Origin of the sequence: Nonomuraea sp. NPDC049607, from assembly GCF_040675375.1 — a bacterium.
Classification (GTDB): Bacteria; Actinomycetota; Actinomycetes; order Streptosporangiales; family Streptosporangiaceae; genus Nonomuraea.
The window spans coordinates 1-22,670 of the sequence record NZ_JBFAOV010000024.1; the positions used below are offsets into that span (position 1 = coordinate 1).

A 22,670-nucleotide genomic window follows, 5' to 3' on the forward strand; every position below is an offset into this window, starting at 1 on the left:
CTGATCCCCCTACCGATCGACCGACGAGCCCTCGCCACACGACCAGACGGCGTCCCCGCGATCCTGCGAGCCCTGACACCCGCCCCCAAGCGCCGTACCGCCGAGGCTGCGCCCGCCCCTGAGACCCGCACACCACTGGAACAGCGGCTGGCGGGGTTGCCGGTGGCCGAACAGGAACAGATCGTGCTCTCCGTGGTGCGCTCGGAGGTCGCCGCCGTGGTCGGGCACGCCTCCGGAGACCAGGTGGACCCGGACAAGTCCCTCAGCGAACTCGGCTTCGACTCGCTGACCTCGGTCGAGCTCCGCAACCGCCTCAGCCAGGTCACCGGACTACGACTGTCGGCGACGCTGGTCTTCGACCATCCCACCGCGGCCGCCATCGCCGAGCACGTCGGCGACCAGGTGCTTCCCAAGAAGGATTCGGTCGAGTCGCGGGCCATGCACAACCTGGACGAGCTGGGCCGGCTGCTGAAGGAGATCTCCGCCGACGGAGAGGCGGCGACCGCTCTCACGGTGCGCCTCCAGAAGCTCATGGACGACTGGCGCGGAGGCCGTCCCCAGGCGAACAAGGACGGCGATGTGCGTACGGCCGATGCGGACGAGCTCTTCACGATGATCGACGAGGGCCTGTGAGGTCTCACGAGTCCGTCGGCACTCAGAGGCCGCACCCCGGCACCATCCATCCGGCAGAAGCGGGAGTCGTAGTGAGCGGCTTGAATCCAACGGTGGCCCCTCCGGCGACGCGGCTCGTGCACCATCTGCTGGACGACGCCGAGGCCGCGAACCCCGACGGCATCGCGGTGCGCGACGCGAAGGGCGGCTGGAGCTACCGGCAGGTGGCCGAGTTCAGTCACGCCGTCGCCGCCTGGCTGGCGGACGCGGGTGTGGAACCGGGTGACCGGATCATCGTGCGACTGCCCAACGTGCGCGAGGTGGTCCCGCTGCTCTATGGCGCCTCCCGCCGTGGCGCCGTCTTCGTGCCGCTGAATCCCGGGATGAAGGCGTATCACCTGCGCTCGGTCCTGGAGGACTCCGCGCCCAAGCTGGTCATCGGGGACGGGGAGGCCATGCGCGCGATCACCGACCTGCCGGTGTACGAGATCGACGACCTCTGGCAGAAGGTGCGGACGCTCGCGGACCAGGGCAGGTCGGCCGAGTCCGCGCAGGTCCGGGCGCAGGACGTCGCCGTCCTGATGTACACCTCGGGCAGCACGGCCGCGCCCAAGGCGGTGGTGTGCCCGCACGCGCAGGTGACGTTCGCGGCCTCGGCCATCAACGCGATGCTCGGCTACGGGCCGGACGACGTGGTCTTCTGCCGGTCGCCGATGTCCTTCGACTACGGGCTCTACCAGATCTTCCTGTCCGCCCTCGGGAACGCCGAGCTGGTGCTGGCCGGCGACGGGCCCGACCTGACGGTGCTGAGGCGGATCCAGGAGTGCGGCGCGACCGTCGTGCCCGTCGTCCCTTCGCTGGGCTCCATGCTCGCCACCCTCGGCAGGCGCGCTCCCGGCGCCGCGTCGGCGGTGCGCATGGTCACCAGCACCGGCGCCGCGCTTCCCGCCGCCACGATCGACGGGCTGCGCGAGTGTTTCCCCGGCGCACGCGTGGTGCGGATGTACGGCGTCACCGAATGCAAACGGGTCACGATCATGGAGCCCGAGCTGGACCGGGAACGCCCCGACTCGGTCGGCCGCGCCCTGCCCGGAACGCGCGTGCTGATCCTCGGCGAGGACGGCACGCCGTGCCCTCCCGGCACGACGGGGGAGATCGTGGTGATCGGGCCCAACGTGATGGCGGGTTACTGGCGCGCCCCCACGCTGACCGCCCGCACCTACCGGCCGGACGGGTCCGGCGGGACGCGCCTGCACACCGGCGACTACGGGCACCTCGACGAGGACGGTTACCTCTACTTCGAGGGCCGGCGCGACGACACGTTCAAGCGCAGGGGAACGCGGATGAGCACCACCGAGATCGAGGCCGCCGCGCTGGACATCCCGGGCGTCCGGGCCGCCGCGGCACTGCCTCCACACGGCCGGCACGATCTGGCGCTCCTCGTCGAAGGCGATCTGGAGCCGCACATCGTCCTGCGCGAGCTGGCGGAGCGGCTGGAGTCCGCGAAGGTGCCCGCGCTCTGCCGCGTCCTGCCCGCCCTACCGCTGACGCTCAACGGCAAGAACGAGCGCACGAAGCTCGCCCGGCTCCTGGAGGAGGGGCGGGAGTAGATCAAGAAAGCGGCGGCAGGGCCAGGCGAGCGCGTACGGGTTCCAGCGAAGCCAGGCTGACGGGTGCGGCCGACCAGGGGCGGTGCAGATGGTCGGCGTCTTCGCGGGGGACGAGATGAAGATGGAAGTGGAAGACGTCCTGCCAGCCAGCGGCGCGATTGGCCTGGAAGAGGGTCATGCCGTCGGGAGCGAGCACCTGCTTGATGCGCGCGGCCATCCGGTGGGCGGTCCGCATCACCGCCGCCGCGTCCTCCGGTGAGATGTCCCAGATGTCGGCTGCGTGGGCTTTGGGGATGACGAGGGTGTGGCCCTCCGTCACCGCGGTGATGTCGAGGAAGGCCATGGTCGACTCGTCCTCGTACAACAGGGCTGCCGGGAGGCGGCGGCCGGCGATGTCACAGAAGACGCATCCGGCACCGGAAAGGGTACTCGTCACCGGCCGGCCTTCCGCAGCAGCTGATCGGACAGCTCCCGCAACTCCCGCGCGGTCCTCGACAACGGGAACCGCGCGGCGTTACGGAACCCGGCCGCACGCAGCTCGTCCAAGGCCGAGCCGTCCTTCGCCAGCCGCATGACGGCCTCCGGCAGCGCGGAGCGGTCCGAGAAGGTGAGAGCCGAGTCGCCCAGCACCTCCGCCAGCCCTGGGACCGGCTGATGGAGCACCGGAAGACCGCACGCCTGAGCCTCCACGGCGACCAGCCCGAACGCCTCCAGCCTCGTGGAGGGGACGACCAGCAGGTCCTGCTGCGCGAAGGCCCGCCACAGCTCCGGGCGGGTCAGCCAGCCGAGGTATCGCACGCCGGACATGTCCGTGACGCGCTCCAACGCCCGGTACTCCGCCACAGGTGCGGCGACACTCAACCGTACGCCCTCGACGCCCGCGACCGCTTCCAGGAGCGCCCCGCCCTTCTCGTCCGTGAGACGTCCCGCGTAGAGCACGCGGAACTCCTCTCCTCCGTACGGCGTGCGCTCGGGAGGGGCCGTGAGCAGGTGATCGGGAATGCCCCACGGGATGTGCACGACGCGGGAGCCGTCGCAGGGGAGCAGCCCGGCCATGGCCGCCGTGGGCACCACGATCGCGTGAGCGGCGGCGACGGCCTCGCGGAGAACGGCCTCCTGACTCGGATGGTCCATGGCGAACAGCAGATCCGTCCCGTGCACCAGCGCGACCGACGGCAGATCGGGAAACGCGCGCAGCAGTGCGGGCGTCGCCCCGAACGCCAGGTGTTGCAGGTGCAACAAGCCGTGCTCGCCCGCCGGGAACCGTTTCCGGATCGCGTCGGCCAGGTCGCCGACGTACGCCCAGAACCCCGGACCGTCCAGCTGCTTGCCGGGGACGTCGAGCAGGACGGGCGACCGCGCGCCTGGATCGTCGCCGAGCATGAACACGTCGGCCGCGATGAGCGGCTCCGGCCCCAGATAGAGGTCGTGCAGCAGTTCGACGCTCCCGCCCGGGCTGCCGTGCGGCAGGTCCAGCCCGGTCAGGATCGCACCGCCGCCACGGGCGGCCGTGCCCTGGGTCACTGGAACTCCTGGTACAGGTGCGAGATGTCGATCCCCCGGGTCTGCCGGTACTTCGTTCCCATGTGCTGGTAGCTGGCCATGGCCCCGTGCGCCACCAGAAAGATGATCTTACCGAACGTCATGTACGGGTAGACGCGCACCGGCCGGGCCACGCGGATCTCAAGGGTCCAGTTGATGGAGTGGCCGGCGTGCCCCAGCGGCGCGGAGACGTGCACCCAGACGCCCAGCCCGCCCACGGTGTGGTTCCCGTTGATCATCTGCGCGTAGCGTTCGGAGGAGGTCCGCTCGTAGGTGACCCCCAGGTAGAGCCGTTCCGGCCGCAGGACCATGCCCTCGGGCGGTATCGGCTCCTCCACGTACGTGGTGACGGCGGCGGCGTCGAACTCCCGGTCGCAGACCCGGATGCGGTCGCCCAGCCGCCAGTCGTAGGCGTTGGGGGACAGGCGCCCGGGGTCGAACGGCTCGATGACGATGTCACCGCAGCGCACGGCGGCGGCGATCGCCTGCCCGGTGAGGATCACAGCGGAGCCATCCGGTCGTGCCAGTAACGGGAGGCCTGGGGGCCCGAGGCCGCCTGGTACTTGCCCGCGTAGAGATCGATCTCACCGCAGGACACGAAGAACATGATCTGACCGATCTTCATGCCGGGGTACACGCGCAGCGGGCGGACCGGGGACAGCATGAGCGTCCACTGACCGTGGAACCCGATGTCCCCGATGGGGGCGGTGATCTCCACGAAGAGGCCGAGCCGCCCGACGGAGGAGCGCCCGAACAGCAGGGGGACGTAGACGTCGGAGCCGACCCGCTCCACGGTGTGCCCGAGGTAGAGCTCGTCGGGCTGGAGGACGAACCCCGTCTCGTCGATCGAGACGGCCTGGGTGCGATTGGCCTCATGGGCGTCGACGACCACGTCCGGGTAGGTCAGCAACGTGTCGCCGAGCCGTACGTTGTAGCTGTTCGGATTGACCTGGTCGAGGCTGAAGGGCGAGATGTCGATGCGCCCGTCCCCGGTCGCCTGGATGATCTCCGGGCCGGTGAGGATCACGTCGTGATCCGGTTCGTCGCGAAGTCGAACTCGACGCGATCCTCGATCTCCAGCTCGCGCACCAGCCGATGCACGCCGGAGAAGTCGGTGACGAGCAGGTCGTTGCCGGGAAGGGACCGGCAGTCCTCGATGATGTCCCTGGCCTTCGGGATGTCGGCGAACTCCAGCAGCTGCGGCCACATGTCGTAGTCCTCGGCGCCGAAGGCGATGATCCCCTGCGGGAGGTTCCTGATGAAGAGGTCCTGCTGCTTCCTGTCGAGCTTGCGGAAGACATCGCGCATGATCTCCAGCATCACCGGCCCGTGCGCGGCCTCGTCCCTCGAATGCAGCCGGGCGACGAGCGCGTGCATCGGCTGGATCGTCTTGTCCGAGGCCATGAGGTCGAGGAACGCGTTGACGCTGATCTCGCCGACGGCCGTCCACAGCAGGTAGAGCAGGTCGCGCTCCCATCGCTCGCCGGCCTGCGCCTCCAGGGCGTACAACGTCCGGTTGGTGATCGCGTGGGAGTACCGCTCGGGCTCGCCGGTGAGCTTTCTCGCCTGCCGGGTCCGGCGCATGGCGAGCATGTGCATGTAGGTGTGCCACACCTCGTCGACATGCGATTGCTGCACCGATTCCCTGGCCGCGTCGCTCTCCACTCCGGGAAAGACGCCATGGGCCAGCATCTCGAATGTCGGATTGGCCACGAACTCCTCGGCGGCGATGACGCGTTCGTTCCACATCAGCCATGCCAGCGTGTTCACCAGCCTTTGCCGGTGCTCGTCGGCCGCCAGGAAATCAGGATGCTCACCGAACGGCAACAGCGACACGGGATAGTCGAACAGTTCCGGATCATATGCCTCGGGGTGAGTCACGTTGTTCAGGTCCGTACGGATGGTCGCCCGCCTCGGCCAGGCGGCGGCCAGGCGGTGGAGCGTGGTGGGGTTTATCGCGCCGAGTTCATCGATTCGGGTCGTCACGTCGACCTCTCCCTGGGCTGCCCGCCCTCTTCGTGGACGATTAGCGCTGGTTCCGGGGTGCTGCTGGACATGGTGCCGGGCGCATTTATTCAGCCCCTGTTGCTATGTGAACAATCCGCGAGCCGAGCTCGCCGAAGGGCCGCACGGCGGAATATCGATGAATTGTCGCGGCGTTCGCGACGCGTGCTCCATGCTCTTCGCGCCCGCAATACCTGTCAAGTCGGGGTGTGCCTTCGAGAAGCGGCTGTGTATCGTTTCGCGAGTATTCGAGCGGGAGCGACATGCGGGAGTTGCGTTGACGCAATCAGGTGGCCAAAATGAAAACCGCGATTCGACGACCCGCTCGATTCCGGGTGCCCGCCGGCTCGTTCAGCGGGGGTTGTTCGCCGGCCCCTCGGACGTCGTCGCCGCCGACCTGTACGCCGCCGTCGTCCGCGGACCCGTCACCCGAACCCGCACGACGCTGAGTCTGGGACCGTCCGCGAAGGTCTCCGGCGACACCTACTTCGGCCGGTTCCCGGCGAGCTACTGGCAACGCTGGACGGACGTGACGGAGGTCCGCGTCGAAGCGCGGGTGTCCGGCGAGGGACGCCTGTCGATCGGCGCCTCCGACACGAAGGGGCCCGCCAGGGTCGTCGCCACCTGCACGGTGCGGCCGGGCATGCGGGACGTCGTGCTGGCCGCGCCGCTGGACAGGTTCGTCGACGGCGGCTCCCTCTGGGCCGACCTGGAGACCGACCCCGGCCAGCGGCTGACCGTGGAACACCTGCGCTGGACGGTCGGGACGCCGCCCGCGCGACGCCCGGCGGCGCTGGTCATCTGCACGACCGATCGCCCCCTCGACTGCCTGGCCACCCTGAACGCGCTGACCTCCGACGAGACCGCGCTGGAGGCGCTCGGCAGGGTGTACGTCGTCGACCACGGCGCCGACCGGCTGGGGGAGTGCGCGGGCTTCGAGGAGGTCGCCCGTCGGCTCGGCGAACGTCTGCACTATCTCGTCCAGGCCAACCTGGGCGGGGCGGGCGGCTTCACCCGCGGTCTCGTGGAGCTGGCGGGCGACCCCGCGACCGAGACGATGAGCGCCCTGTTCATGGACGACGACGTGCTGCTGGAGCCGGACGTGATCATCCGGCTCACCGCGTTCGGCGACCACACGGCGCACCCGATGATCGTCGGCGGGCAGATGCTCAACCTCTTCCATCCCGGGATCCTGCTCGCCGACTCCCAGCAGTGCGACATCGACGGGCTCCAGCCCGGCCTGCCGATGCCGTACGGCATGCAGGACGTGGACCTCCTCCACGACGCCCTGCAGGAACGCCGGCTCGACGCCGGCGCCAACGGCTGGTGGGCGTGCCTGATCCCGCGCGAGGTGGTCGACGGCATCGGGTATCCGCTGCCGTTCTTCTTCCAGGCGGACGATGCCGAGTACTCCTACCGCGCCCGCGCGTACGGCTTCCCCACGATCACCCTGCCGGGCGCCGGCCTGTGGCACGCCGACTTCGCGGCCAAGGACCTGGACGAGCTGAACCGCTACTTCCTGCTGCGCAACTACCTGATCATCTCGGCGCTGCACGGCAGGTTCGGCCGACGCCGGCTGCTGACCAAGCTCGGCGGCGAGCTGGTCCAGCACCTGCTGTCCATGCGGTACGGCCTGGCCGCCACGCTCCTGAAGGCCGTCGAGGACTTCCTGACCGGACCCGAGGTCCTGGCCGACGGCGGCGTCACCGCCCTGTCCGAGGTCCGCGAGCTGCGGGCGGCCTTCCCCGAGACGAGGCCGCATCCGGCCACCCGCCTGCCCGGCGTCGCCTCCGACGAGCTCCGCATCGTCAACGCCGGCCCGAGGCCGCGCCTGGTGACGATCAGGCGCATGGTGGCCGGGCTGTGCGGGCGTCATCGACACGCGCTCGGCGCGATCCCGCACGACGAGGCGTACTGGTGGCATGTGGCGCTCTTCAGGGTCGCGGTCGTGACCGACGCCTCCCAGCGAGGCATGCGGGTCAGGCGGTACGACCGGCGGCGCATGCTCTCCCTCGCCGCGCACGGCGGCAAGGTGCTGTTCAGGCTCCTGACGCACGGCGCGGCCGTCCGGGAGCGGTACCGGCGGGCGTTGCCGGAGCTGTCCAGCCGCGAGAGCTGGGCGCGCATCTACGGTCTGCCCAGGTCGGAGCCGGCCCCGGCGGCCCGTTGACCTGCCGGGAGCCGCGCGGCCCAGGTCAGCGGTAGAGCCTGGCCTGCAGCCCGAACAGCTCCGCGTACAGGCCGCCCGCTTCCATGAGACCCGCGTGGTCACCCGTCTCCGCCGCCCTGCCCTGGTGCAGGACGACGATCATGTCGGCCAGCCGGACGGTCGAGAACCGGTGCGACATGAAGATCGTGATGGTGCCCGACTTCCGCGCGGTCTCGCGGGAGGACGCGGCGTACTGCTCGAACAGCGCGTGCTCGGCCGCCGCGTCGAGCGCCGACGCGGGTTCGTCGAGCAGCAGGAGCAGCGGATCCTCGCGCAGATGGCACCGGCTCAGGCCCAGACGCTGCCACTGGCCCTCGGAGAGCCCGACGCCGTCGCCGTAGCCGTGGCCGAGGAGACCGTCGAGCCCGCCGGGCACCGTGTCGAGGATGCCCTCGATGCCCACTCGGCGCAGCGCTCCGGTGAGCGCCTGGTCGTCCTGGATCAGGTCCGGGCGGCCGAGGCCGACGTTCTCCCGCAGGCGCAGCTCGAACCTGGCGAAGTCCTGGAAATGCGTGGCCAGACGGGCTCGCCACAGTTCGGGGGAGAACTCCCGCAGGTCCACGCCGTCGATGAGGATTCTGCCCGCGGTGGGCTCGTAGAGGCCGCACAACAGCTTGATCAAGGTGCTCTTGCCCGACCCGTTCTCGCCCACGACCCCCACGGTGCCGCCGTGCGGGATGTCGAGCGTCACGTCCCGCAGGACGAGGCGATCGGTGCCCGGGTAGGCGAAGCTCACGTTCTCCAGCCGGATGCCGCGCGTCAGGCGGCGGGGGAGCGGGCGCCGGGCCGGCCGGGTCTCCGTCCGGCCGGCCAGCCTCGCGCGCAGCGTGGCCAGCCGGTCCTGGGTGAGCCCGCTGGTCTGGAGCAGGACCAGCAACGCGAGCGCGCTGGAGACCTGCACGCTGACCTGCACGGCGAGTGTGATCACGAGCACCACCTGCCCGAGGTCGGCCTGGCCGGCGAGCGCGCTGGAGATCACGGTGACGATCGCCCCGCCGTAGGCCAGGGCGAACAGCAACTGGGCCAGGGCGCGCACCAGCGCGCTCTTGAGCTGAGCCCGGGCCAGCAGGGCGGACACCCGCGACCAGCTGCTGCCCTGCCGGTCGAGAAGTTCCCGCTCCGAACCGAAGATCCGCACTTCCTTGACGCTGGCCGGCGAGGTGGCGACGGCCAGGAGATGCGCGGCCAGCCGCGTGCTCTGGCTGCTCTGCTCCTTGGCCGCGTCGACCAGGCGTTGCGCGTGGCCGCCGAGCAGGACCGGCGGCAGCGCGGCGGGCAGCAGCAGGATCAGCCAGGGGTTCAGCCACCCGAGCACGACGGCGGTGACGGCGACCTGGAGCGCCAGGCCGCAGAACTGGAGGAGCGCCTCGATGCCCGCGCGGGTCTGCGCGATCCCCTCACGGATCAGCGCGACGGACCCCGTCACCTGCGGATCGTCGAAGTGGTCGAGCCCCCGCACGCCATGGACGAGCTCGCCGAGCTGCGCGCTGAGCTCGATCTCGACGAGCTCTCCGACCTCGAAGTACGCCAGATGCGCGAAGTGCACGGCCATCAGCTCGACGACCAGCAGGACGCTCACGGCCAGCGCGAACCAGGTGGCCGTCGCGACATCCCCGCCGATCACGGCGTTGGTGAAGGCCATGAGCGTCAGAGCGATCAGTGGCGTGGACAGGTAGCCGAGGAGCACCAGCACCGCCGCCCGCGTCAGCCGCCCACGATCGGCTCGCGCGGACAGGGCGAACAGCGCCCCGGCCGTGCGCACCAGGGATCTCATCGGGTCGCCTCCAGCGAGGGGTCGTGGTCACCGAAGCGCTGAGCCTGCAGGCGGAAGAGGCCGGCATACCGGCCGTCCAGCCGCATGAGGCCGTCATGAGAGCCGCACTCCACGACCTGGCCGCCCTCCAGGACGACGATCTGGTCGGCACGCCGGACCGTCGAGAACCGGTGCGAGATGACGACCGTCGTCAGGCCCTGGGTCAAGGTCAGGAACCGGTCGTAGAACTCGGCCTCGGCCCGGACGTCGAGCTGCGCGGTCGGTTCGTCGAGAATGAGCACGGACGCGCCCCGGTCGACGGCCAGCAGCGCGCGGGCCAGCGAGATGCGCTGCCACTCCCCGCCGGACAGGTCACGGCCGCCGGAATAGGCCCTGGACAGAGGGGTGGACAGCCCGCCGGGAAGGGAGCGCAGCAGCTCGCCCGCGCCCGCGCGCTCGGCCGCCGCCAGCAACGCGGCCTCGTCGTGGATCAGGTCGGGGGCGCCGAGGCCGATGTTGTCGGCCGCGCCGAGCTCGTACCTGACGAAGTCCTGGAAGATCACCGAGAGCGATCGCTGCCATGCCCGAGGGTCGATGTCCCGCAGGTCGACGCCGTCGACGAGCACCCGGCCGGCATCCGGGTCGTAGAAGCGCGCCAGCAGTTTCACCAGCGTGGTCTTGCCCGCGCCGTTGAGGCCGACCACCGCCGTCGAGCGCCCCACGGGGATCTCCAGATCGAGCCCCCGCAGGACGGTCTTCTCGCCGTAGCCGAACACCACCTCGTCGAACCGGATGGCCCGCCGCGGCGGCTCCAGGACGGCCCGGGCCGTCGTCCGCACGCCGGCGGCCCGGGCGGCGGCCCGCTCGAACTCGACCATCGCGTGATACGCCTGCAGCCCGACCTGCGTCTTGACGTCGCTCTCCGGGAAGTAGACGCCGTACCGGATCGGCACGAGCGCGGCCTGGATCGCCAAAGAGAGCTCCAGCAGGCTCAACCCGCCGCCCGCCGCCTCCCGGGCCAGGATGACCATCGTGAGGGCGCCGCCGACCAGCGCGACCAGCGCATACCTGAGGAAGGGCGCGAAGCAGATCCGCCGGCGGCCCGACCACAGCAGCGCCAGGTAGCCGCCCGAGTCGCCGTCGTGCCGGTTCCGCAGCCAGGGCAGGATCCGCAGGACCCGGATGTCCTTGGCCCACTGCGGGGTGGTCAGCAGGCCCCGGAGGTAGACCGCCATGCGCCGCTCGCCGGCCAGGCCGTCCCACAGCTCGGAGAAACGCGCCAACGACCTGCGCTGGCCGGTCCTGATGACGATCGCGGTGGCCGTCGCGATGACGCCGGGGAGGATCCCGAGCACGACGCCGATGAGCACGGCGGCGGTCGCCAGATGCGTGTAGCGGGCGATCAGCGCGAGGGTTCCGGCGACGGCGTCCCCCGGGGTCGGCTGCACCCGGTCGAACCCGTCCCGCGCGTCCGCCAGCCTGTTGGCCGTCTTCTGCTCGTCGAGGGCGCTCATGGGCGCGTCCACCAGCGCGGACAGCATCACGCGCCGGATGCAGCGGCCGTCGACGCGCCGCGTCACCATCTCGGCCAGGGCCAGCTGGAAGGGGACGAGGAGCTGCTGGAGCACGAAGCTGCCGATCGCCAGCCCGATGGCCACGGCCAGGGCCTGGGTGTCGGCCTGCACCAGGCGCTGGAACATGACGCCGGTCCAGAGGATGAACGCGGCAGGCAGCGCCCCGATCAGCACGTTGAGCCCGATCGAGGCCCCGAGCAGGCCGGCACCCGCCTTGGGGGCGAGCTCCAGGATGGCGGCAGCGTCGGCGGTGGCTCTCCCGAACCTCACAGGAGGTCTCTCACCGCGGCCAGGCGCGCCCCCAGATACCGGCGGTTGAGCTGGTCGACGAGCGGTCCGGAGACGTGAGCGGTGAGGAAGTGCAGGCTCTCGGCGAGGCCGGGGAGCCTGCTGGAGACGGGCAGTACTCGATCCATGCTTTCGTCCTCGTCGAGTGCGGTGAGTGCGCGTCGGATCTCGTCGTCGCCGAGCGGGCCGGCCGCGTTCGCGGTGTACTCGGCCCAGAAGGCCGCGCGGGTGCGCAGCCGCGTCCCCGGGGGCCTGCCGCGCAGCGCCAGCAGGTGCCTGGCGGAGATCTCCTCACAGCTGAGGAGCGCCAGCACGGGCAGCGGGGAGGAGCCGTCGCGGTACGGCATCACCGACCGCGTCGGCATCCTCGTGCGCGGCTCCGCCCGGCACCACGGGCACGGAAGCACGTCGAACAGGATCTCCGCCTTGAGGACGTCCATCCTGATCTCGCAGGGCGGCACCGCCGTGACGACCGCCGCCTCGCGCCTGGCCATCCTGCCGATCAGCTCACCGCTGCCCGCGGCGGCGCTGCTCGCCCGGAACCCCGCCAGGCACGTGTCGATCAAGGCAGCTCTGCCCGGTTCGTCGACCTCGTCCTGAGGGGACACGCCGGACTCGACCCACGAGGCCACCGCCGCGCGCAACGCCGGACGGTCCCTTCCGTCCTTCGAGGGGAAGCGGGAGACGTCGGCTCCCAGGAGATATCCGGCGGCCCAGAACTCCAGGCTCACCCGATCCCGGTCGCCGGCGTGCGCGCGCCAGCTCTCGACGACGTGTTCGGCCTCGACGTCCAGCAGGCGGCACCAGTCGCGCCAGTACCAGCCGTAGAGATGGTCGACGGGCTCGCCGGTGCCGGGCCTCGTGAAGCGGATCAGGCAGCGGGAGTCGTAGACGTCCACGGTGAACGGCGGGACGCCCGCGTCGGGCGGCGGCTCGTCCGTCCCGTCGTCCCAGTAGGCCTCGGGCAGCTCCAGGGCGTCCGCGAACACGGTCGCGTGCCGGGAACCGTGGTTGTCGTTGCCGGCGATGCTCGGCAGGTCCGCGTGGTCCAGCAGGTTCGGGACGGCGGCGGTCACCGGTATGCCCTGCTTCCGGCAGAAGACGGTGACGGCCTCGTCGTCGGCCCGGAACTCGTCGGGAAGCGTCCGGAGATACGTCGCGAGGGCCCGCGCGTGGTGCGCCGGGAGCACGAACCCGAGGGTGGGGGTGTACTCGTGCCGCGACACGGGCGCCCAGCACGAGCCGAGGGCCGCCGCCCGCCGTACGCGGTAGGAGTTGCGCAGGCTGACGTGGTTGACGTACAGGGCGATCCCGTGGTCCGGGCGCTGTGCGACCACGGAGCGCAGCTGTGCGGCGAAGTCCTCGGCGATCACCGCGTCGTCCTGGAGGACCAGATGATGGGTCGCGTCGGGGGGAGCGGCGGCCCAGGCGAGCTTCGCGGTCCGCAGCGGGCTGGGGGCGGCGTCCGGGTCCGGATCGCGTACGAGGACCGGTGTGAGGGGCCCGCACCGCTCGGCCAGGGCTTCGGCCCGGCGCGTCCGGCTGGGGTGGTACATGACGGCGAGGCTGATCTTCAGCACATGGAGCTCCTCACGGGCTCAGCCGGAAGACCGAACGAACCCGGTCCCGGCGCCTGCCGGGCGAGCTCGAAGACGGGGTGGACGGCGCGGCGCTCGTTCCGGGCCGCTTCCGTCCTCACGGCCTGCGCCTGCTCCGGACGGGGGGCGACCGAGAAGGCGGTGCTCGGCGTGGGGTTCGGCGACCGGTCAGAGGGCAATCTGCCACAGCGGTCACCAGGACGTCTACATCGCCGGGCTCAACCGCCGAAGAACACCTGCTCGCGTGCCTGCTCGACCGCGACGAGCAAGGCGCCACGCACGACGGGATTGTGCGGGATCCTGCTGGCCTCCACCCGAGGACGGGCCAGGCACATCCCGGCCACGGCCGTCTGCACGCGGCCGGCCAGCTCGTCGCCTCCGGCGGTGCCGACGTCGCTGCCCAGCACCACCAGCTCGGGATCGAGCACGGTGCAGATCGAGGTGACGCCGAGCGCGATCCGCTGCGCCAGCTCGTCGAGGAAGGCGGCCCCCGCGGCCGTGGCGGCCGCCGTGCCGGCCGCCACGGCGACGGCCCCCGCGGCGCTCTCGGCCACGATCCCGTGCTCGGCGGCCAGCTTCTGGACCGCCCGCCAGCCCACCAGTGACTGGAAGGCGGCGCCCACCTCGTGGCGGTTGCGGTCGAACTCGCCGTCGCTCAGGGGCGCGCCGGGGACGGGCATCCAGCCGAGCTCCCCGGCCGCGCCCACCGTCCCGCGCAACAACTGGTCGCCCACCATGGCGGCCGATCCGGGACCGCGCCCGATCCAGACCAGGATGAAGCTGCGGACGTCGCTCGCGGTTCCCAGTGCCCGTTCGGCGATGGCGGCGAGATTGACGTCGTTGTCGATGGTGATGGGCATCCGCAGCTTCTGGCGCAGGAGCTCGTTCACGTCACCCCGCCAGGCGGGCATGTCATAGCAGAAGCGGATGTGGCTGGTCGTCGGGTCGATGACGGCCGGGAGGGAGATCACGCACACCTGGACCTGGGCGACGTCGATCCGGGCGGCCTTCGTGAGGTAGGTGACGATCGACTGGATCGTCCTGGTGGGATCGACGGTGGGGTCGGTCGCCACCGCCGTCTCCGCCAGCACGTCTCCCGAGATGTCGGCGAGAACGGCGGTCGTGGCGTCCAGGTAGACCACGATCCCGACGACGTAGCCGCAGGACGGGTTGAGCCCGTAGAGAGCCGCCGAGGGGCCTCGTCCGCCCTCCTGCACGCCGACCTTGATGAGGAAGCCCCGATCCTCCAGGCGCGACAGGACGTTGCTGGCCGTCACCTTCGACAGCCCGGTCATCTCGCTCACCTGCGCCCGGGTCATCGCTCCCGACGAGCCCAGCAGCTTCAGCGCGGCACGATCGTTGAGCTCACGTAATAGACGCGGACGTCCGGGCTGTGCCTTTATATGTTCCAACCTGCCCCGCAAAGCACTCCCTCGGTCGGCCGAAGCAAGGCGACCATCTCCAGGATGGAATCTTCCCCAAGGGGCCGGGGCGGGAAACGATCACCAGTCGTTCAGGAAAGCGATCTTCGAACTCTATCCCAATCACCTGGCCGTGCCCGGGGGATTCGTGCACGGCGCAGCGCCGGTTCCGGCGCCGGTTCTGTCGGGCCCCGGACGGCCGGCGGCTGGAAGCCGTCGAGTGGCCACTTTTGCCACTTGAACGCCGGTCGGGCCGGTCCGGCGGGCGTTCACGGCTGATCCGGGCCCCGGTGCATAACGGCGTGATCGGTAAGACCGGTAGGTGCCGCATTTCGCCGGCCGCCGTTATGCTGATCTCTGTCGGAGACCGCCGCGCACAAACGTCCATTCAACGGAATGTCCAAAGGCCGCGCGAGTTCTTGGCCGAATTTGCCGCCCAGGGGGCGTGGTAACGAATCCAGGGGTTGTTCGCGCGTGGCGGCGGTCGATATCCATGACGCAATGAGGTCGGTCAGATGTGGAGGTGGTTCATGACGCTCAACGTGAACGAGCAGCCGAACAGCACCTGGCTCGCGGCAATCGACGGCAAATGGGATGACCTGGTAGAGATCATGAAACAGGACGATCTGGAGGCGATGGAGGTCGCCGGCATCCACGCCTGCTGACGTCCGCCGACCGTGCGTCGTTCAGGCGGTGAACGCGGAACGCCCTCCTCGCGGCCCGGCGTGGTGTTCCTGACCCGAGGACACGGGTTCGGTCACGCGGCGCGGGATCTGCGCATCCTGGAATCCGTCCGCGGAATGCTGCCGGACGCCGACATCAGCCTGGCGTCGTCCGGTTCGGGCTGCGGGTATTACGGCTTGCACGGTGTCCCGTTCGTGGATCTCGGGATCCCGGACGACGCCGACATGACCCACGCGGCGGGCCGGCGGGTGTTCGAGTTCCTGACGAGCGCCGGCCGGCCCGACCTGGTGATCGCCGACGAGGTGGTCTGGGCGCTGCCGATCTGCAAGGACGCGCTCGACGTGCCCTGCGTGCTGATCACGGACTGGTTCTTCTCCCAGTGGGGACGCCCGCGGGCCAACGCCCTGCTGAACAAGGCCACGGCCATCGTCGTGCCGGACTTCCGGGACGCGCACGAGGAGCTTCCGCACATCACGGTGCCGGTGCACTTCACCGGGCCGCTGGTGAACAGGTTCGGGAACGACGGGAGCTCGGCACGCCACGACCTGGGGGTCCCGCCGGACGCGTTCATGGCCGTCGTCACCCTCGGCGGCATGACGGATCGGCCGGAGGCCCGTCAGATCGCGGCACTCGCGCTGGAGTCGTGGCGGACGCACGCCGGCCCGCGGGATCGCCTCTTCGTCCTGGCCGGACCCGACGCCGGTGATCCCTCCCCGCACGGCGGCGTCACCTGGGTGGGCGTCACACAGGATCCGGAACCGTACTTCTCCGCCGCGGACGTGGTGGTGGCGGACGCCGCCGGGTTCACCGTCTGCGAGCTGAGCCGGAGCGACATCGCGGTCGTGACGGTGGAGGCAGGCGTGTTGAACGACGCCACCCGCAGACGCCTGCGGCTGCTCGCCGACGCCGGTGCGACGACGGGCGTGACCGTCCGGGCGAGCCCGGACGACCTGTGGCGGCACATGAGGGCTGCCAGGGCGCCGCGTCCGGCCGGTGACGAACCGGTGTGGGCGACCGCCGACGACGTGGCGGCCCGCATCCTGGCCTACCTCGGCGGGACCTGAGGGTCGGCCTGTCGCCGGCCGAGTCGTTCCTCCAGGCAGCGGACGAGTGTGGGGAGCGGCACGGCGGCGCCGCCGTCCCGGCGGTCGGTGGTCAGGCTGATGCCGGGCCGGGGAGGCAGCACGACGACGTTCGGGCGTTCGGTGAGCGTTCGGACATGGGCGCGCAGCGCGGGACTCTCCCATCCACCAGGAGGCAGGGAGAGCGCGAGACCGACGGGAACGGTGGTGCATTGCAGAGCCAGCAGCGACGGGGTGTCCGCCAGGCCCAGCGCCAGGCGCGCGAGAAACTGAAAGGTGGCCGGCCACACGATGACGGCGTCCGGCCATTGCGCCCATTCGACGTGCCGGGCGCCCGTCTCCGCGTCGTCGGACCACTGGTCGGACAGCGCCTCGCGGCCGGAAAGGGCGGTGAGCGCGGCGCGCGTGACGAATTTCTCCGCACTTCTCGTCACCACGGTCCGGCAATCGAGACGCGGATAGGAGACGCGCAGCCAGCTGAGCCAGAATGGCAGGTTGGCCACGCCGATGGAGCCCGTGCCGATCAACAGCAGCCTGGCGCAGCTGAAAGCGGGAGGCCGGGCGGGCGCGGCCGTTTCCCGTGGATTCACGGCATCAGCCGTCACGGCTTCTCCCCGGATCGGCGGACTTTTCAGTGAGGGTACACGTCGTCGAAGGAGAATCGATGGGAGAGCGGTACGCGGGCCAGGCGGTACTCGTGACCGGAGGCGCGTCCGGCATCGGCCGCGCGGTCGCGGCGGCATTCGCCGACGAGGGCGCCGGCGTGATAATCGTGGATCGTGATGAATCGGCTCTCGCCACGACGCTGGCGCAGTTCCGGGAAAAGGGAAAACCGGTCGCCGGAGTGAGCGCCGACATCAGCGCCGAGGCGGATGTCGCCCGTGCCGTGAAAAGCGCGGCGGCCGAGTTCGGGCGTTTCCACGTCGCGGTGAACGCGGCGGGAATTCTGCACGGACGCGGCGAACTGGCGGACCTGCCGGAGAATGACTGGCAGACGGTGCTGAACAACAATCTGACCGGCACCTGGCTGTCGATGAAGCACGAGATCGCGCACCTGCGGTCGCACGACGGCGGGGTCGTCATCAACATCGGGTCGGTCGTGGGCACGCGCGTGACGATCCCCGGCCTGGGCGCCTACGCCGCGACGAAGGCGGGCATCGCCGCGCTGACCCGTACGGCGGCCCTCGAATGCATCGCCGACGGGATCCGCGTCGCGCTCATCGTGCCCGGCCCCATCGACACGGCCATGTCCCGGCTCCCGGGCGAGGGGGACGCGCAGCGGGATGCCCGGACGGCCAGGGAGCTGCCGATCGGCCGGATCGGCCGCACCGGCGAGGTGGCGGGCGCGGCCCTGTGGCTGGCGTCGCCGCAGGCCGAGCTCTTCGTCGGTCACGAACTCGTCCTGGACGGGGGCAGCACGGTCTGACGGCGGCGTGGATCGGGAAGGGGGCGGCCTTGGCCGCGGACGTGGTGCTGTCGGCAACCATCATGGCTCATCCGCGCAGAAGGGCGGACGCGCTGGCCCTGCGCGCCCGCCATCCGGAGATGGGCTTCACCCTCGCGCTCGATCCCGACCCCGGAGGGCCGTCGTCGGCGCTGCGGACCGCGCGGGTCGCGTGGGGCATGGCCCGCGCCGACGCGACCCACCACCTGGTGGTCCAGGACGACGCGCGGTTGTGCGCGGGATTCCTGCCGCTCGTGCGCCAGGCGATCGGGCTGCGCCCTCGGGACGCGATCTGCCTGTTCACCGAATGGGGGTCCGACAGCTCGTACAACGTCCGGCTGGCGGCCCTGGGCGGGAGCACCTTCGCGCAGGTCGTCGATCACTACATCCCCACCGTGGCGCTGGTGCTGCCCGCGGACGCGGCCCGCGAGTTCGCCGGCCGGAGCCTGCCGGACATCCCCGAGGACGACATCGCCCTCCGTCACTTCCTGGACGAGAAGGGCCTCTCGCAGGTGGTGCTCGTGCCCAACCTGGTGGACCACCTGGGCGGGGAGAGCCTGCGGGGCAACGCCGCGATGGGGGAGCGCCGGGCCGCCTGCTTCCTCCCGGCCCCCCGGGGCACGGGCTGGTCCCGGCACGTCGTCGCCCCGGCGGTGCTTCCCGTGCTGTCCACCATGGACGGGGGCATCCCCCGCTGCCTGGTGCGAGGTGACCACGGAGGCTGGGCGCGCCGGGACGCCTTCCACGTACTCAGGTCGCACGGAGTGGACGCGCAGGCGGTCATCTCCCAGGGCAAGGACGTCGTCGAAGGCCACGCCGGACTGGGGCAGAAGCAGCGGAACCTCTTCTTCGGGCTGTGGCTCACCGGCTACAGCCTGGGCCTGATCGCGCGAACCGCCGCGCACGCCCGGTCCGGTCCGCCCGCCGGGCCGGAGGTGACCCGATCCCTGGAGTCGGCCTCCTCCGGGATCCTTCGGACCGCCGGAGACCAGGCCGTTCCGCAGGCGCTGCGCACCGCCATGGCCGACGGTGTGCGCCGGGCCTGGGAGGCCGGCCATGCCTGACGCGGACGCGGTCGAAGGGAACGGCGGCCATGCCTGACGCGGACGCCACTCCACCGAGGGTTGCCGTCGTCTCGCCGCACCTCGACGACGCGGTCCTGTCCATCGGCGCCTCCATCGCGGACTGGACGAGCCGGGGAGCCGAGGTGCGGGTCATCACGGCATTCGCCGGGGACGCGCCGAGCCTCCTGTCACCGGTGGCCCGCGCGTACCACGACTCCAGCGGCCTGGGCGCGGACGCGATGGCGACGCGACGGGCGGAGGACGAGGCGGCGGCCGCGGCGGTGGGCGCGTCCACCTGTCACCTGCCCTTCCCGGACGCCGTCTACCGGAGACGCGAGGACGGGTCGTGGCTGTGTGACGGCATGCGCTCGATGTTCGACTCCCGGCTGCCCGAGGACGGACGGCTGGGTCCGGACCTGGCGAACGCGATCATCGAGCACTGCCGAGGGGACGCCGCTCCGCACGTGCTGGTCACCTGCGCGGGCTTCGGCGGACACGTGGATCACCGGCTGACGCGGCGAGCGGTCCTGGCGGCGGCCCGCGCGACGGGGCTGCCCGCGATGTTGTGGGAGGACCTGCCGTACATGCTGGGGTCGAGGAGGCGGGGGATCGCGGGATCGGCCTGGCCGTACGCCGCCGCCCCGGCCGCCTGGGAGCACAAGTGGCGGGCCGTGGAGGCGTACGGTTCCCAGCTCAGGCTCCACTGGCACGACGACCGATGGCGGACCCAGCTGCACGAGCACGCGGTCGATCGCGGGGACGGGGCCGCCGTGGAGCTCTTCTGGCCGGAGGCGGCCGGAGCGGCCGAGGGGACGGACCGTCCGCCCCCGTGGCTGCGACAGCGCGACGACCGGCCCCGCTGAGCGGGCGGGAGCGGATCAGGGCGCGGGCGCGCTCGTCCCCTCCACCGCCGGGGCGGGCCAGCGGATCCAGGTGGCGCAGACGCACACCAGCAGGGCCGCGACGACGACCGCTCCCATGCCCCACACCAGGCTGCTCGCGCCGGCGATGAACCCGATGATCGGCGGCCCCGCCAGCAGCCCCGTCGTCCCCATGGACGCCACCAGGGCCAGGGCGTCGGTGCCCTGCCGCGCGGCGGCCACGTAGATGCACGGCGTCACGGCCGCGATGCCGATCCCGACGCAGGCGAAGCCGAGCAGGGTGGGGATCAGCCCGCCGGTCAGGAGGGCGAGCCCGAGCCCGACGCCGGCCAGGACGCTTCCGGCGCGGACGACGAGGCCGTCGCCCCACCGGCTGCGCCAGCCGTCGGCGAACACGCGCGCCGTCACCATCGTGACCGAGGCCACGGCCACGCCCATGGGTACCAGCTGCGGCGGCGCGCTGACCACGTCCTTGAGGTACAGGGCCGACCAGTCGGTGATGGAGGCCTCGGTCACGGTGCCGAACACCATCGCGCAGCCCATCCAGACGGTGAGGCGGGTCGGCACGGGCAACCCGCGGCGGGCCTTGGCCGGTGCCGGCTCCTCGGGCGGGGGCGCGTCGGCCAGGAGACCCCTTCGGGCGTACGTCGTGAGCAGGAGGATGAGCGCGGCGGCCAGCACGAAGTGAACGAGGACGGCCGGCGTCAGCGAGGTGGCGCCCGAGGCGAGGACCGCGCCGAGCAGGGCCCCGCCGCTGAAGGTGGCGTGCAGCCTGCTCATGGTGGTGCGCCGGAAGCGGGATTCGAGCGCGGCTCCCTGGGCGTTCATGGCGACGTTCAACGCGCCGGCGCCGATCCCGTCACCGCACATGATGACCAGCGCGGTCGGGTAGTTCGGCGCCACGGCCAGGGCGATCAGGAGGACGCCCATGTACAGGGCCGAGAACAGCGCCAGACGTCGTGACCCGAGACGCTTGGTCAGCACCGGGACGAGAGAGAAGGACAGGACGCCCCCGACCCCGCAGGCCATCAGCAGCAGGCCCACCTCGGCCTCGCTCAGCCCGAGCCGCGCCTTGATGTCGGGCAGCCGGGCCGCCCAGGTGGCGTACTGGAACCCCAGCGTGCAGAACAGGGCGGCGACGGCCAGTTGTGCCCGTCGAAAGTCATGGGGCGCACGCGACATGCGTTTCAGTCCCTCCCGTTGCGGTGACCGGCGTGGACATGTACCTAGAACGCCGGCCGTAGCAGCTCGGGACGGCGATCTCTCGATGGGCGTCGTATCCCTGCGCGGACCAGAAGGGCTCCGTGCCCTCGACGGCGACCAGGGAGATGTGTTCGAACCCCGCCCGTTCCGCGTGCGCGCTCAGGTGGCGCAGGAGCAGCCGGGCCAGCCCCCTGCCGCGGAAGTCCTCGGCGATGACGAGGTCGTGCAGGTGCAGGTTGGCCGAACGGAAACGTTCCCGCTCCGGCCTGGTCAGGTCCGGGAAGCGGAACATCGGGTACGGCAGGGCGATCACGTAGCCGGCCGGCCTCCGCCCGCACTCCAGGAGGAAGCAGGTGTCCGGCGAGACCTCGGCCCGGGATCGGAGCGCGGCCCGGCCCTCCGAGAGGCCCGCGTCGCCGTACACGACGGACTCAAGAGCCGCGATGTCGTCCCAGTCGCCGTCGGAGATGCCCCTGATGCGCACGTCCTGGCTCATCTGCCCTCGCCTTCCGGCGGGAGGTCGCGCTCGCGATCGACGCAGACATAGGGGAGTGGGCTGAAGCCGTTGAAGCCCTGCGTCGTGTAGCTGGTGGCGTAGGCGCCGCAGGACAGCAGCCAGACCGGATCTCCCGACGCGACGGCCCTGGGCACGGGGACCGTGACGCGGCCCTCGTTGAACGTGTCGTGGTTGTCGCAGGTGGGGCCCGCGACGATCGCCTGGACGTGGTCCCTGCCGGGATGGGTGGGAAAGATCATCGGGTACTGCACCGCGTCCATCTCGTACAAGCCGTTGAACTTGCCGCAGCTGAGGTACAGCCAGTACTGGCGCTCGCCGTCGGCCCGGCGTCGTGTGGACAGCCGGCACACGTGCGCTCGCAGGGCGCCGTGGTCGGCGACCAGATGCCGTCCCGGCTCCATGACGAAGTCCAGCGCGTGGTGCGAGATCTCCCGCAGCCGCTGCATCCCTTCCCGGATCACCGCGAACATCTTGTCCAGCGGCGGATTCAGCGGCCCGCCCCCGTGGTCCAGGTAGCCGAGCGCGGGCAGTCCACCGCCGAGGTTGACCCGGGTGAGGGGGATCCCGCGCCGGTTCAGGGCGGCGAGGACGTCCGCCAGACCGGCCAGGGCGCTGATCCACGCCTCGGCCGTCATCTGCTGGGAGCCGACGTGGAGGGAGAGGCCCGCGGGGCTCAGGCCCGCCGTCAGCGCGGCCTCCATGACGATGGGCACGTCGGCGGCCGAGCAGCCGAACTTGTCGCTCAGGCTCCACATCGCGCCCCGGCCGTCGGTGGCCAGCCTGCAGAACACCCGGGCGCCGGGAGCGTGGGCCGCGATCGCCCGCACGTCCTCCACGCTGTCGGTGGCGAAGTCCCGGACGCCGAGCCGGTACGCCTCGGCGATGTTCCGGTCGGACTTGACGGTGTTGCCGTAATGGATCCGGTCGAGGGGTGCGCCTGCCGCGATCGCCTGCGCCACCTCGTTGGGGCTCGCCGCGTCGAAGCCGGAGCCCTTGCGCGCCAGGCAGGACAGCACCTCGGCGACCGGGCACGCCTTGATCGCGAATCGCACCGAGACGCCGGGCAGCTCGCGCAGCAGCGCCGCGTACCGTTCCTCGATGCCCGGGAGATCGAAGACGAACCTGTCCTCGGTGGCGGCCTCCAGTGCGGCCAGCAGGCGGGCCGTGACGTGCATGACGGTTCC

At 71.2% G+C, this 22,670-nt stretch carries 21 protein-coding genes; 8 read left to right on the forward strand and 13 right to left on the reverse strand.

Annotated features, from left to right (window positions below; translation table 11 throughout):
• Both AB0J97_RS35255 and AB0J97_RS35260 read left to right on the forward strand, forming a co-directional pair.
• A partial coding sequence (locus tag AB0J97_RS35255) for an acyl carrier protein (RefSeq protein ID WP_364096971.1) occupies positions 1–633 on the forward strand: 633 nt, incomplete at its 5' end.
• A 92-nt stretch (positions 634–725) separates the two neighbouring features.
• On the forward strand, positions 726–2,222 hold the full coding sequence (locus tag AB0J97_RS35260; RefSeq protein WP_364096974.1) for an AMP-binding protein: 1,497 nt from the start codon (positions 726–728) through the stop codon (positions 2,220–2,222).
• A gap of 1 nt (position 2,223) precedes the next feature.
• Here AB0J97_RS35260 and AB0J97_RS35265 read toward each other — a convergent pair whose 3' ends face one another.
• From AB0J97_RS35265 to AB0J97_RS35285, 5 genes are read right to left on the reverse strand one after another with little or no spacing between them, the layout of a single operon-like run.
• A complete protein-coding gene (locus AB0J97_RS35265; RefSeq protein ID WP_357709554.1) occupies positions 2,224–2,658 on the reverse strand; it encodes an HIT domain-containing protein in 435 nt (144 codons plus the stop codon).
• Positions 2,655–3,746 carry a glycosyltransferase family 4 protein gene (locus tag AB0J97_RS35270; RefSeq protein WP_364096978.1) on the reverse strand — a complete coding sequence of 364 codons (1,092 nt, stop codon included), beginning with the start codon at positions 3,744–3,746 and terminating at the stop codon, positions 2,655–2,657. Before AB0J97_RS35270 ends, AB0J97_RS35265 begins: the two co-directional genes overlap by 4 nt.
• The gene (locus tag AB0J97_RS35275) at positions 3,743–4,267 is read right to left on the reverse strand and encodes a hypothetical protein (protein ID WP_357709561.1); all 525 of its coding nucleotides are present in this window, start codon (positions 4,265–4,267) and stop codon (positions 3,743–3,745) included. The genes AB0J97_RS35270 and AB0J97_RS35275 overlap by 4 nt, the downstream gene beginning before the upstream one ends.
• On the reverse strand, positions 4,264–4,791 hold the full coding sequence (dcd, locus tag AB0J97_RS35280; protein ID WP_364096982.1) for a dCTP deaminase: 528 nt from the start codon (positions 4,789–4,791) through the stop codon (positions 4,264–4,266). The genes AB0J97_RS35275 and dcd overlap by 4 nt, the downstream gene beginning before the upstream one ends.
• A complete protein-coding gene (locus AB0J97_RS35285; protein WP_364096985.1) occupies positions 4,788–5,750 on the reverse strand; it encodes a diiron oxygenase in 963 nt (320 codons plus the stop codon). Before AB0J97_RS35285 ends, dcd begins: the two co-directional genes overlap by 4 nt.
• Positions 5,751–6,129: 379 nt before the next feature.
• Between AB0J97_RS35285 and AB0J97_RS35290 the strand changes: the two genes are divergently transcribed.
• Entirely contained in the window at positions 6,130–7,938 is a 1,809-nt protein-coding gene (locus tag AB0J97_RS35290; protein WP_364096988.1) for a glycosyltransferase, read from the forward strand.
• A 25-nt stretch (positions 7,939–7,963) separates the two neighbouring features.
• Here AB0J97_RS35290 and AB0J97_RS35295 read toward each other — a convergent pair whose 3' ends face one another.
• The 4 genes from AB0J97_RS35295 to AB0J97_RS35310 all read right to left on the reverse strand — a co-directional run bounded on the left by AB0J97_RS35295 (position 7,964) and on the right by AB0J97_RS35310 (position 14,614).
• On the reverse strand, positions 7,964–9,751 hold the full coding sequence (locus AB0J97_RS35295; RefSeq protein WP_364096991.1) for an ABC transporter ATP-binding protein: 1,788 nt from the start codon (positions 9,749–9,751) through the stop codon (positions 7,964–7,966).
• Complete coding sequence (locus AB0J97_RS35300) at positions 9,748–11,574, reverse strand: ATP-binding cassette domain-containing protein (RefSeq protein WP_364096994.1); 1,827 nt, start codon at positions 11,572–11,574, stop codon at positions 9,748–9,750. The genes AB0J97_RS35295 and AB0J97_RS35300 overlap by 4 nt, the downstream gene beginning before the upstream one ends.
• Positions 11,571–13,172, reverse strand: coding sequence for a hypothetical protein (locus AB0J97_RS35305; protein ID WP_364096997.1), 1,602 nt, complete (start codon positions 13,170–13,172; stop codon positions 11,571–11,573). Before AB0J97_RS35305 ends, AB0J97_RS35300 begins: the two co-directional genes overlap by 4 nt.
• Positions 13,173–13,408: 236 nt before the next feature.
• Positions 13,409–14,614, reverse strand: coding sequence for an ROK family transcriptional regulator (locus AB0J97_RS35310; RefSeq protein ID WP_364097000.1), 1,206 nt, complete (start codon positions 14,612–14,614; stop codon positions 13,409–13,411).
• A 527-nt stretch (positions 14,615–15,141) separates the two neighbouring features.
• Between AB0J97_RS35310 and AB0J97_RS35315 the strand changes: the two genes are divergently transcribed.
• Entirely contained in the window at positions 15,142–15,276 is a 135-nt protein-coding gene (locus tag AB0J97_RS35315; protein ID WP_357709585.1) for a hypothetical protein, read from the forward strand.
• Positions 15,277–15,489: 213 nt separating this feature from the next.
• Entirely contained in the window at positions 15,490–16,359 is an 870-nt protein-coding gene (locus tag AB0J97_RS35320; protein WP_364097003.1) for a hypothetical protein, read from the forward strand.
• On the opposite strand, the gene AB0J97_RS35325 is transcribed toward AB0J97_RS35320, so the two are convergent.
• A complete protein-coding gene (locus AB0J97_RS35325) occupies positions 16,341–16,982 on the reverse strand; it encodes a flavoprotein (RefSeq protein WP_364097006.1) in 642 nt (213 codons plus the stop codon). The genes AB0J97_RS35320 and AB0J97_RS35325 overlap by 19 nt on opposite strands.
• 59 nt (positions 16,983–17,041) lie before the next feature.
• Here AB0J97_RS35325 and AB0J97_RS35330 point away from each other — a divergent pair, with 59 nt between their 5' ends.
• Genes AB0J97_RS35330 through AB0J97_RS35340 form a run of 3 tightly spaced genes read left to right on the forward strand, consistent with a single transcriptional unit; the run spans position 17,042 to position 19,748 of the window.
• Positions 17,042–17,803 carry an SDR family NAD(P)-dependent oxidoreductase gene (locus tag AB0J97_RS35330; RefSeq protein ID WP_357709594.1) on the forward strand — a complete coding sequence of 254 codons (762 nt, stop codon included), beginning with the start codon at positions 17,042–17,044 and terminating at the stop codon, positions 17,801–17,803.
• Positions 17,804–17,832: 29 nt separating this feature from the next.
• The gene (locus AB0J97_RS35335; protein ID WP_364097009.1) at positions 17,833–18,885 is read left to right on the forward strand and encodes a hypothetical protein; all 1,053 of its coding nucleotides are present in this window, start codon (positions 17,833–17,835) and stop codon (positions 18,883–18,885) included.
• 29 nt (positions 18,886–18,914) lie between these two features.
• The gene (locus AB0J97_RS35340) at positions 18,915–19,748 is read left to right on the forward strand and encodes a PIG-L family deacetylase (RefSeq protein ID WP_364097012.1); all 834 of its coding nucleotides are present in this window, start codon (positions 18,915–18,917) and stop codon (positions 19,746–19,748) included.
• Positions 19,749–19,763: 15 nt separating this feature from the next.
• On the opposite strand, the gene AB0J97_RS35345 is transcribed toward AB0J97_RS35340, so the two are convergent.
• The 3 genes from AB0J97_RS35345 to AB0J97_RS35355 are packed head-to-tail and all read right to left on the reverse strand — an operon-like array spanning position 19,764 to position 22,661.
• Positions 19,764–20,948 (reverse strand): MFS transporter, encoded by a 1,185-nt coding sequence (locus AB0J97_RS35345; protein ID WP_357709603.1) that lies wholly within the window; start codon positions 20,946–20,948, stop codon positions 19,764–19,766.
• The gene (locus AB0J97_RS35350; protein WP_357709606.1) at positions 20,929–21,465 is read right to left on the reverse strand and encodes a GNAT family N-acetyltransferase; all 537 of its coding nucleotides are present in this window, start codon (positions 21,463–21,465) and stop codon (positions 20,929–20,931) included. The genes AB0J97_RS35345 and AB0J97_RS35350 overlap by 20 nt, the downstream gene beginning before the upstream one ends.
• A complete protein-coding gene (locus AB0J97_RS35355; protein ID WP_364097016.1) occupies positions 21,462–22,661 on the reverse strand; it encodes a type III PLP-dependent enzyme in 1,200 nt (399 codons plus the stop codon). The genes AB0J97_RS35350 and AB0J97_RS35355 overlap by 4 nt, the downstream gene beginning before the upstream one ends.
• Between the last annotated feature and the right edge of the window lie 9 nt (positions 22,662–22,670).